We start from the raw sequence: 11,202 nt of genomic DNA, 5'->3' as shown, positions 1-11,202 counted from the left end.
AAGGCGCTATCCTCAAAGCTGAAGATAAAGATGGCCATCCGCTGGTATATGCCGGTATGAGCAAAATGTCGAAATCAAAAAATAACGGCATTGACCCTCAGGAGATGGTAGAGAAATACGGTGCAGATACGGTACGTCTGTTCATGATGTTTGCCTCTCCAGCAGAGATGACCCTTGAGTGGCAAGAGTCAGGCGTTGAAGGTGCAAACCGCTTCCTTAAGCGTATCTGGCGTTTAGCCTTTGAGCACATTGCACAAGGTGCAGTAGCTGCACTTGATGTTGCCGCTCTTAATGCTGACCAGAAATCACTGCGCCGCGATCTGCACAAAACTATCGCTAAAGTCAGTGATGATATTGGCCGTCGCCAAACATTCAACACGGCTATCGCTGCTGTGATGGAGCTGATGAACAAGCTGACCCGCATGCCACAAGAGAGCGAACAAGATCGCGCCTTGTTGCAAGAAGCGCTGATGGCGGTAGTTCGTATGCTTTACCCAATCACTCCGCATATCGGTTTTGCCTTATGGCAAGCGCTCGGCGGTGAAGGTGATATCGATGTTGCACCTTGGCCGATTGCTGATGAAGCGGCAATGGTGGAAGACAGCAAGCTGGTGGTTGTACAGGTCAACGGTAAGCTGCGTGGTAAAGTAACTGTGGCTGCTGATGCAACCGAAGAGCAGGTCAAAGTGGCAGCGTTTGCTGATGCCAACATTGCCAAACATACCGAAGGCGTAACTATCCGTAAGGTGATTTACGTGCCGGGTAAACTGCTGAATGTGGTTGTCGGCTAACACAGGAGCACCCGAGTGTTGAAACACTTACGATTCAAGCCGTTAATGCTGATTCTGACCGTGGTGGCACTTGCTGCCACGGCGGGTTGTGGTTTTCATCTGCGTGGAACTACGCAGATCCCCACCAACCTTCAGACGATGACATTACAAAGCTATGATCCTTATGGCCCGCTGACCCGCGCAATGCGTGAACAGATGCTACTCAACAACATTACGTTGGTGAAAGAGCAGGAGGCAGGTTCAGATATTCCAACCTTCCGCCTGAACAGCGCCGGTCAAGGTGATGTCGTCTCATCAGTGTTCAGCAATGGTATTGCGGCAGAGAAAAATATCACCTTAACGGTGAACGCATCGGTACTGGTGCCAGGGCAGGATGTTTATCCACTCTCGGTACAAGTTGCCCGCTCATTTTTCGACAACCCCAATACCGCACTCGCTAAATCGGCAGAAGAAGCACTGCTGCGTGATGAAATGTATCAGGAAGCGGCTCGCCGTTTAATGATCAAGTTGCTGACGATTCATCCTAAAAGTGTCTCGACACCCAGCACGCCTGAAACTCGCAAGTGATCCCTGAGAATAGGTGGTAAACACACGTTCTCAGGCCGTAAGTTCTCATGCGGCCGCTGCATGTAATAGCAGTTACATGTCATACCTGCACGGAATACCAAACCATGGTATTCCGTGCAACACCGAGTTTATCCCCGAATGAATACACAGCCTGATGAATAAAATCTTTCCTGAACAACTCGCTGCCCAACTAAAATCAGGGTTACGCCCGTGCTACTTTCTGCTGGGAAATGACCCGTTATTGCTCAAAGAGAGTGCAGATACACTGCGTGAGCAGGCAAGAGTTCAAGGATTTGATGAACGGCACAGTTTTGCTCTGGATAACCGGACTGACTGGGAAAGTATCTATCAATGTGCGCAAGCGATGAGCCTGTTTTCCGCTCGCCAAATTATCGAATTGGTACTGCCAGAAAGTGGCCCAGGCACGCACAATGCCGAACCACTGAGCAAATTAGCGACTTTACTGCACCCTGATATCTTACTGCTGATTCAAGGCAATAAACTAACAAAGGCGCAGGAAAACAGTAAGTGGTTTAAAGCCCTCAGCCCACAGGCAACACTGATCAGTTGCCAAACACCGGAACTGCCGCAACTGCCTAAATGGGTTGCAACACGTGCTCGAACACTGGCATTACAGCTCGATGATGCTTCGGTGCAGATGCTCTGCCACTGTTATGAAGGTAATCTGCTGGCACTCAGTCAAGCACTTGAACGGCTAAAACTGCTGTTCCCCGACGGAAAACTGACCCTGCCACGCGTAGAATCAGCCGTAAACCAATCATCGCACTTTACACCCTATCACTGGATTGATGCACTGCTCGAAGGAAAAGCCAAACGTGCTTTACGGGTATTAGAGCAGCTCAAAAATGAAGATGCCGAACCGGTCATTTTGCTACGCACCCTACAGCGGGAGCTAATGCTGCTGTTAACCTTGCATACAGCACTGCAGCAGGCAGCCCAACCGCACAGCCATGCACTGCGGCCACTCTTTGATCAACACAAAATATGGCAAAACCGTCGGCCACTACTGACACATGCCTTGCAACGGCTGACAGGCGCACAACTCGGGCAACAACTACACCAGTTAGCAATGATTGAGCGAATGGTAAAACAAGACTACAGTAGCGATGTATGGCCAGCTTTGCAGGCGCTCAGTTGCAGCCTCTGTGGGCATACCCTCACACTGCCATTTTCGCACGACCTATCATGATGATACCTATTCAGCCTGCTCATACAGACATCAACCACACGCAGCCTTCCCTGCCGTTAATCGGTCTGTATGGCGGTACATTTGATCCCATTCACCGCGGGCACATTGAGCCGGTCAGCGCACTGGCAACTGAAATCGGCCTGACACAGGTTCGACTGCTGCCAAACAATCTACCGCCCCATCGCCCGCAACCGCACGCCAACGCACAGCAGCGTGCCGACATGGTGGCACTGGTTTGTCAGCAGTATCCACTTTTTGTCCCCGATCTGCGTGAACTGGCTCACAGCAACCCGTCGTATACTATCAACACACTGGAAGATATCCGCCAAGAAATAGGCGCAGAACAGCCGCTGGCCTTTATTATCGGGCAAGACTCGTTACTGAGCTTACCCACATGGCATCGCTGGCAAGCATTGCTGGGTGTCGCACATCTGATAGTCTGCATGCGCCCCCACTATCAACCCCTGCCTGACGATCCCGATTTTCGACAGTGGATAACACAGCACCGAACAACCTGCCCGATGGATTTACATCAACAACCACAAGGTGCGCTCTATTTTGCCCAAACACCTCAGGTTGATATTTCAGCCACCCAAATCCGAGCACAATTACAGCAGGGTCAACGGTGCGATCAGCAATTAACGGCCAGTGTAGCGGCCTATATCCGCCAGAACCGGTTGTACTCATCAGCCTAGCTGCGTGCTATACTCCGCCGCCTGTTTTATACCGACTCTACATTCTACTGGTAACGAATTGCCAGCTAAGGGGAACTTTTGCAAGGTCAACAACTCCAAGACTTCATTATCGATAAAATTGATGATCTTAAAGGTCAACAGATCACTGCCCTCAATGTGCAAGGCAAATCAAGCATCACTGATTACATGGTGATTTGCACTGGCACGTCAAACCGACATGTCATCTCCGTTGCTGAATATGTAGCGAAAGAAGCCAAGCTTGCTGGTGTCGAGCCTATGGGTATTGAAGGCACACAAACCGGCGATTGGGTTATTGTTGATCTGGGCGATGTTATCGTTCATGTGATGCAAGAAGAGAGCCGTGCTGCGTATCAACTGGAAAGACTTTGGGGTTAAACGGTGAAACTGCAACTGGTTGCCGTTGGTACCAAAATGCCCGCATGGGTAGAAACGGGTTTTAAAGAGTATACCCGCCGTTTTCCTAAGGATATGCCGTTTGAGCTATTAGAAGTTCAAGCGGGAAAACGCGGGAAAAATGCCGATATCAAGCGCATTCTCGATAAAGAGGGTGAACAGATGTTGGCAGCCATTCCGAAGGGAAATCGGATAGTCACCCTTGATATTCCCGGTAAACCTTGGACAACAGAACAATTAGCTGAACAACTAGAACGCTGGAAACAAGATGGCCGTGATGTCAGCTTTCTGATCGGTGGTCCTGAAGGGCTTTCGCCCGCCTGTAAAGAGGCGGCGGAACAGAGCTGGTCACTGTCACCGCTGACACTGCCGCACCCGCTGGTACGTGTACTGGTGGCTGAGAGCTTGTATCGGGCGTGGAGTGTAACCACTAACCACCCTTACCATCGGGAATAGTTAACAAAATCAGCTGTAACACGTCATACAGATACATTGCCATTGGGATTTTATTAGCGAATGAAGCAGGATCGTACTCATTTTCGTGATCACTCATCAGAAAGCGCGCTGTTTGTTCGACGGGCTGTGGTCGCCTTTATCGGTATTTTACTGCTCAGCAGCATTCTGGTGGCAAATCTTTATCATCTGCAAGTGCAAAGCTACGAAGATTACCAAACCCGTTCGAACGATAACCGAATCAAACTGCTGCCCATTCCGCCAAGCCGGGGATTAATTTACGATCGCAACGGCATTTTATTGGCCGAAAACCGCACCGTATTTCAGCTAGAAATGATGCCGGAAAAAGTCGACAACGTAGATAAAACGCTAGAGGCCCTAAAACCGATTGTCGGTTTAACCGATGGCGATATTGCGGACTTCAGAAAAGAGCGAAAACGTGCCCGCCGTTTCACCTCCATCGCCATCAAAACACCACTGAATGAAGAACAGGTTGCCCGTTTTGCCATTAATCAATACCTGTTTCCGGGTGTTGAAGTTAAAGGCTACCTGAAACGCTACTACCCTTATGGGCCAGTTCTGACCCATGTGATCGGCTATGTGGCAAAAATTAACGACAAAGATGTCGAACGATTAGGCAAAGAAGACAAACTTGCCAACTACTCAGGTACGCACGATATCGGGAAACTGGGTATTGAGCGTTATTACGAAAATATTCTGCACGGTCAAACCGGTTCAGAAGAGGTTGAAGTAAACAACCGTGGCAAGGTGATCCGCAAACTGCGTGAGCAACCGCCTATTGCCGGACAAAACATCACTCTGAGCCTTGATTTAGAGCTGCAGCAGTACATCGAAAAAATTCTGGCCGGACGCCGTGGCTCTGTGGTGGTGCTTGACCCACGTGATGGCAGCGTACTGGCCATGGTCTCTAGCCCAAGTTACGATCCGAACTTATTTGTTAACGGCATTCCAAGCTCTACTTACAGCGCCCTGCTCAATGATCCCGATTTGCCGCTGATCAACCGTACAACACAGGGTGTCTATCCACCCGCCTCAACCGTTAAGCCTTTTATCACTGTTGCCGCGCTTGAAACGGGGGTTATCACCACCAAAACGACCCTGTTTGATCCGGGCTGGTGGAAGCTGCCGGGCACCGAAAAGCGCTACCGCGACTGGAAAAAGTGGGGGCATGGTACGCTTAATATCACCAAGGCCATTGAAGAGTCTGCCGATACCTTCTTCTATCAAGTTGCCTACGATATGGGAATTGATCGCCTCTCTGACTGGATGAAGAGATTTGGCTTTGGTCAGTTTACCGGTATCGATATCTCTGAAGAGCGGCCGGGGATCATGCCATCACGTGAATGGAAAATAACCCGCCACCGTAAACCTTGGTATCAGGGTGACACTATCCCTGTCGGGATAGGTCAGGGTTACTGGACAGCCACCCCTCTGCAACTGGCAAAAGCGATGACCATTCTGATCAACGATGGTGAAGTCAAACCACCACACCTGCTCAAATCTATTCAGGGGAATGGTATTACCATGAATTACCCTGACGAAAAGCTGCCCCCGATTGGTGTTAAAACATCAGGATATTGGGAGATCGCCAAAGATGGTATGTATGGCGTAAACCACCGCAGTAACGGTACTGCCCGTAAATCATTTGTGGGTACACCGTATAAATCAGCAGGAAAATCAGGCACGGCACAGGTGTTTAGTCTGGCAGCCAACCAAACCTATGATGCCAAAAAGCTGGCCAATCATTTACATGATCACGCATGGTTCACCGGTTTTGCACCGTATGAGAACCCGCAAGTGGTTGTCTCTATTTTGCTGGAAAACGCCGGTGGTGGTTCAAGCAACGGTGCTCCGATTGCCCGACAAATTTTTGATCATGTACTGCTAGGCAAACAAGCCGTTGAGCCTGCTGATAATGCTTCACAAGAGGATAATACACCGAATGACTGACACCAATCGGCCACGCTCATTCTGTGACCGTATCCATATTGACCTGCCGCTGCTGACCGGCCTGTTTTTGTTATTGATGATGGGCGCATTTGTCATGTACAGCGCCAGTGGTCAAGACATGGATATGATCGAACGTAAAATTGCCCAAGTCAGCTTAGGTTTACTGGCCATGTTTATCATGGCGCAGATCCCCCCACGAGTATACGAAGCTTGGGCCCCTTACCTGTACGTTGTCGGTGTGATACTGCTGATACTCGTTGATCTGTTTGGTGCTATCTCAAAAGGTGCTCAACGCTGGCTTGATCTGGGGTTTGTCCGTTTTCAGCCGTCTGAACTGGTGAAATTGTCGGTTCCGCTGATGGTCGCACGCTTTATCAGCCGAGAGCCGATGCCTCCGTCGATGAAAAATACTGCCATCGCGCTAGCGCTTATTTTTGTCCCTACCCTGCTGGTGGCTGCACAGCCTGATTTGGGTACCTCCATTTTAGTTGCGGCATCCGGTATTTTTATCGTTTTCCTGTCGGGGATCAGCTGGTATTTAATCTTAATCGCAGTCGGGCTGATTGCGGCTTTTGTGCCGGTACTCTGGTTCTTCCTGATGCACGATTATCAGCGTACGCGCGTACTGACACTGCTTAATCCAGAAAGTGATCCGCTCGGTGCGGGCTACCACATTATCCAATCAAAAATTGCGATTGGATCAGGCGGTGTATTCGGGAAAGGCTGGCTGCACGGAACGCAATCACAGCTCGAATTTCTGCCCGAGCGCCATACCGACTTTATCTTTGCCGTAATAGCAGAAGAGCTGGGGATGATAGGCTTTCTGGTGCTGATGGCTCTGTATATCTTTGTGATCGCTCGCGGGCTGACCATAGCCTCACGTGCACAGACTGCCTTTGGCCGATTATTGGCAGGCGGTATTACACTGATCTTCTTTGTTTATATCTTTGTTAACATTGGTATGGTGAGTGGTATCTTACCGGTCGTTGGCGTACCGTTGCCATTAATCAGTCATGGTGGCACATCAATCATTGCACTGATGGCAGGATTTGGCATAGTAATGTCTATTCACACCCACCGAAAAATGCTGTCTAAAAACGTATAAGGGAACAGATGCGTAACCATGGTATTTACCCACTGCTGATAAGCCTGTTACTGGCAGGTTGTGTATCTCAACAACCTGCGCCAACAAATGATGTGGCTAATCCTCCGCAGCAAGAAGAAGAGCAACAATCTTTTGCGCTGGATATGACCCCACAAATGGAAACCCTCAGCAGTGCTCAAGATCAAAGCACAGCAATGGGCGTATCAGCACAGCCATCTGTACCTGCAATCAGCGGTACAGACAACAACGGCTATATCACACAGCCTGCGCCAATCGTTGCACAGCCTGATCCATTGCCGATGTACAGCAATACTGATGAAAACGGTGTCACCACCCGCGTCAGTACCGAAGGTAACAGCACCCGTATTCATATCAGCCCAGCAGCCGGTGAACCTGAAGTGTTACCTGAGACAACCCCAACCGCGGCACCGGTAGCTCGCACAAATACCCCACGGATTAACAGCACTGCGGATGCCTCGGCAACTCGCTTTACTGTTCAGGTGGTAGCAATCAGTGATCAGACCCGTGCCACAAACCTGCTGACACAACTTAAGCAAAGCCATAATATTGGTGGGAAGATAGAACAAGCCGGTGCATTTTACCGCGTACAACTTGGGCCGATTGCTAGCCGCGCACAAGCAGAAGCACTGCGTGATCAGCTGAAAAATGAAAATTATCCACAAGCATTTGCGTTTGCAAATGCTGATACGCATTAAGTGTATGGGCATGTGCATATAATATGCGCATATAAACTGTACATACTTTACACAAATAAACATTGATGTTTGTTTACATTAACCCTTTACTTTAGCCATGGAAGAAGTTGTTCAGACCATGAAATTAACCCGATTAACTAAATCAGCACGCTTCTTGCTGCTGGGCACAATCTCTGTTTCTGCATCTTATGCTTTTGCAGACACCACGATCCCTGTTGCACCGAGTATTGCTGCAAAATCCTATATTTTGATGGATTACAACTCCGGAAAAATTTTGGCTGAACGTGATGCTGACATGAAAATTCTGCCAGCAAGCCTGACCAAAATGATGACCAGCTATGTTATTGGCCGTGAAATCAAAGCCGGTAAAATTTCACCGGATGACGTTGTTATCGTCAGTAAAAATGCGTGGAGTAAAAACTACCCAGACTCCTCGAAGATGTTTATCGAAGTGGGTAAGCCGGTTAAAGTTGCCGATCTAAACCGCGGTATTATTATCCAGTCCGGTAATGATGCTTGCGTGGCCATGTCTGAACATGTTGCCGGCAGTGAAGACTCATTTGCCGACATGATGAACAAATATGCCAAAGAGCTTGGCATGAACAGCTCTCACTTTATGAACCCGCACGGGCTGGATAACCCAGACCAGTACAGCACCGCACGCGACCTTGCTACGCTTGGTTCAGCGCTGATCCGTGATGTACCCGATGAATATGCGGTCTATAAAGAGAAATCGTTCACCTATAACGGCATTACTCAGCCAAACCGCAACTCACTGTTGTGGGATAAGAGCCTCAATGTTGATGGCATCAAAACTGGCCACACCGCAGCAGCGGGTTTTAACTTAGTCTCTTCTGCAACAGAAGGCCAAATGCGTCTGGTTGCTGCCGTCATTGGTGCATCTAGCTCACAACAGCGTGCAGCAGAGAGTAAAAAACTGCTGACGTGGGGCTTCCGTTTCTTTGAAACCATTGAGCCACTAAAAGCTGATCGTGAATTTACCAAAGAGCGTGTCTGGTTTGGCGATGCCTCAGAAGTCAGCCTTGGCGTACTGAAAAATGTCTATATCACCGTACCGCGTGGCCGTGTAAATGATCTTAAAGCCCGTTTTGAGCTGGATAAAGAGCTAAAAGCACCGCTGACCCGTGGTGATGTGGTGGGCAAGATTTTCTTCCAGCTTGATGGAAAAGATGTTGATACACAGCCACTGGTTGTATTAAATACCGTAGAAGAAGGTGGTATGTTTAGCCGACTGGCAGATTACTTTACTTTGCTGTTCCACCGTTGGTTTGGCTAATTTCGCCCCCATATAGTCTGTATAGAGAAACCGATTTCTCTGCTGACGATATAGCCTGACACTGCAACACACCGGCAGGCGGTTTATATCAGCGCGATCTACTATCAAGGATGATCCCAGTGAATACTGGGGTCATTTTTTTATTCTGCGTTACCCTCCAGACTGGAGCACTGACTATGCAAAAAACAAAACTTAACGAATTGCTCGAATTCCCGTGTTCTTTTACCTATAAAGTCATGGGGTTAGCTCAACCTGAGCTGGTTGACAAAGTCGTTACCGTTATACAAAAACATGCGCCGGGTGATTACACCCCTGCGGTAAAACCAAGCAGCAAAGGCACTTACCACTCAGTGTCAGTGACCATTACTGCAACCCATATTGATCAAGTTGAAACCCTGTATGAAGAGCTGGGTGCTATCGATATCGTGCGTATGGTTCTGTAATTTTGATATCCTGTTCGGGCAACAGCACCGAACAGGGCGTAAAATCGTGTTCTGTGCCGCTAAACTATGCTGCCAAACAGTATCAGCACAGAACATGTCTCTTCTGCTCCTTCACACCAACCCATGCAAGGCTGTCATTATCGTACGATAGCCACTAATTTCAGGTTCCGGTTGTGAAACAAGTCCGTATAATGAGCGTAATGTTCACAACTGCATGGTGATGCTTTTGCAACATCAAACCTTAATTGTTCGCCAGCTCGGGCAACAAGATTACGAACCCATCTGGCGTGCTATGCATGCATTTACCGATCAGCGTACATCAGATACTGCCGATGAAATCTGGTTGGTTGAGCATAATCCGGTCTTTACACAAGGTCAGGCCGGAAAAGCTGAACACTTACTGGCATGCGGTGATATTCCGGTTGTACAGTCAGACAGGGGTGGTCAGGTAACTTATCACGGCCCCGGTCAGGTCGTCATGTATGTACTGATTGATTTGCGCCGCAGCAAACTCGGTGTTCGTGAACTGGTCAGCCATATCGAAAATTGTGTGATTAACTCACTGGCACATTTTTCCATCAACGCACACGCACGCGCTGATGCACCCGGTGTGTATATTGCTGCTCAGCACGCCAATGCAGAGCCAAATACGGCACATATCCCTGAAAAGAAAATTTGCTCTCTCGGGCTACGTATCCGCAGAGGCAGTTCATTCCACGGATTGGCACTGAATGTTAATATGGATTTATCCCCCTTCACCCGAATTAACCCCTGCGGTTATGTTGGCATGCAAATGACTCAGACAGCAGATCTGGGCGGCCCGACAAACGTTGCAGAGGTAGAGTCAGTTCTGGTGCGGGAATTCATTACTTTGCTCGGCTATCACAACGTTGAGCACTCTTCTTGGAAATCACTGACCCATGAGTAAACCCATTCAAATTGAGCGCGGCGTAAAATACCGTGATGCCGATAAAATGGCGTTGATTCCGGTAAAAAATGTTGCCGTTGAACAATCTGCTGTACTGCGTAAACCTGAGTGGATGAAGATCAAACTGCCTGCTGACTCTTCACGCATTCAAGAAATTAAATCTGCGATGCGCAAAAATGGTCTGCACTCGGTCTGTGAAGAGGCCTCGTGCCCAAATCTGGCCGAATGCTTTAACCACGGTACGGCAACCTTTATGATCCTTGGTGCTATCTGCACTCGCCGCTGCCCGTTTTGTGATGTTGGCCATGGTCGTCCGCTGCCGGTCGATACCGAAGAAGCCGCCAAACTTGGCCGTACTATCCGCGATATGAAACTCAAGTATGTGGTAGTAACGTCAGTGGATCGTGATGATCTGCGTGATGGCGGCGCACAGCACTTTGCTGATTGTATCAGTGCCATTCGTGCCGAAAGCCCAGCAATCCGTATCGAAACGCTGGTTCCTGACTTTCGTGGTCGAATGGATCGTGCGCTGGAGATCCTAACAGCCACCCCGCCGGATGTTTTCAACCACAATCTAGAAAACGTACCGCGTTTATATCGTCAGATCCGCCC

At 49.0% G+C, this 11,202-nt stretch carries 13 protein-coding genes; all 13 read left to right on the top strand.

The window, feature by feature from the left end; genetic code table 11:
* Nucleotides 1-791, top strand: a 791-nt coding sequence (locus ACRC27_RS01315; protein ID WP_438638964.1) for a class I tRNA ligase family protein, incomplete at its 5' end; no start/stop codon positions are given.
* A gap of 15 nt (nucleotides 792-806) precedes the next feature.
* On the top strand, nucleotides 807-1,358 hold the full coding sequence (gene lptE, locus ACRC27_RS01310; RefSeq protein ID WP_438629885.1) for an LPS assembly lipoprotein LptE: 552 nt from the start codon (nucleotides 807-809) through the stop codon (nucleotides 1,356-1,358).
* Nucleotides 1,359-1,512: 154 nt separating this feature from the next.
* Complete coding sequence (holA, locus tag ACRC27_RS01305) at nucleotides 1,513-2,568, top strand: DNA polymerase III subunit delta (protein ID WP_438623768.1); 1,056 nt, start codon at nucleotides 1,513-1,515, stop codon at nucleotides 2,566-2,568.
* Nucleotides 2,568-3,263 carry a nicotinate-nucleotide adenylyltransferase gene (gene nadD / locus ACRC27_RS01300; RefSeq protein WP_438638966.1) on the top strand — a complete coding sequence of 232 codons (696 nt, stop codon included), beginning with the start codon at nucleotides 2,568-2,570 and terminating at the stop codon, nucleotides 3,261-3,263. Before holA ends, nadD begins: the two co-directional genes overlap by 1 nt.
* Before the next feature lie 78 nt (nucleotides 3,264-3,341).
* Complete coding sequence (gene rsfS, locus ACRC27_RS01295) at nucleotides 3,342-3,659, top strand: ribosome silencing factor (protein WP_438623767.1); 318 nt, start codon at nucleotides 3,342-3,344, stop codon at nucleotides 3,657-3,659.
* 3 nt (nucleotides 3,660-3,662) lie between these two features.
* Entirely contained in the window at nucleotides 3,663-4,133 is a 471-nt protein-coding gene (gene rlmH / locus ACRC27_RS01290) for a 23S rRNA (pseudouridine(1915)-N(3))-methyltransferase RlmH (protein ID WP_438623766.1), read from the top strand.
* Nucleotides 4,134-4,193: 60 nt separating this feature from the next.
* Nucleotides 4,194-6,101, top strand: coding sequence for a peptidoglycan DD-transpeptidase MrdA (mrdA, locus tag ACRC27_RS01285; RefSeq protein WP_438638962.1), 1,908 nt, complete (start codon nucleotides 4,194-4,196; stop codon nucleotides 6,099-6,101).
* Nucleotides 6,094-7,206, top strand: coding sequence for a peptidoglycan glycosyltransferase MrdB (gene mrdB / locus ACRC27_RS01280; RefSeq protein ID WP_438623764.1), 1,113 nt, complete (start codon nucleotides 6,094-6,096; stop codon nucleotides 7,204-7,206). Before mrdA ends, mrdB begins: the two co-directional genes overlap by 8 nt.
* 8 nt (nucleotides 7,207-7,214) lie before the next feature.
* Nucleotides 7,215-7,922 carry an SPOR domain-containing protein gene (locus tag ACRC27_RS01275; RefSeq protein WP_438638960.1) on the top strand — a complete coding sequence of 236 codons (708 nt, stop codon included), beginning with the start codon at nucleotides 7,215-7,217 and terminating at the stop codon, nucleotides 7,920-7,922.
* A gap of 118 nt (nucleotides 7,923-8,040) precedes the next feature.
* Nucleotides 8,041-9,219, top strand: coding sequence for a serine hydrolase (locus ACRC27_RS01270; protein ID WP_438623762.1), 1,179 nt, complete (start codon nucleotides 8,041-8,043; stop codon nucleotides 9,217-9,219).
* 176 nt (nucleotides 9,220-9,395) lie between these two features.
* A complete protein-coding gene (gene ybeD / locus ACRC27_RS01265) occupies nucleotides 9,396-9,662 on the top strand; it encodes a DUF493 family protein YbeD (RefSeq protein WP_438623761.1) in 267 nt (88 codons plus the stop codon).
* 217 nt (nucleotides 9,663-9,879) lie between these two features.
* The gene (gene lipB, locus ACRC27_RS01260; protein ID WP_438629897.1) at nucleotides 9,880-10,590 is read left to right on the top strand and encodes a lipoyl(octanoyl) transferase LipB; all 711 of its coding nucleotides are present in this window, start codon (nucleotides 9,880-9,882) and stop codon (nucleotides 10,588-10,590) included.
* The coding region (locus ACRC27_RS01255) for a lipoyl synthase (RefSeq protein ID WP_438638958.1) at nucleotides 10,583-11,202 on the top strand (620 nt) is incomplete at its 3' end. The genes lipB and ACRC27_RS01255, both read left to right, overlap by 8 nt.

Source organism: Plesiomonas sp. (genome assembly GCF_051650925.1).
Classification (GTDB): Bacteria; Pseudomonadota; Gammaproteobacteria; order Enterobacterales; family CAMTGL01; genus Plesiomonas.
Note: the sequence above shows the minus strand (reverse complement) of the source record. Positions and strands in the feature narration are given on the sequence as shown.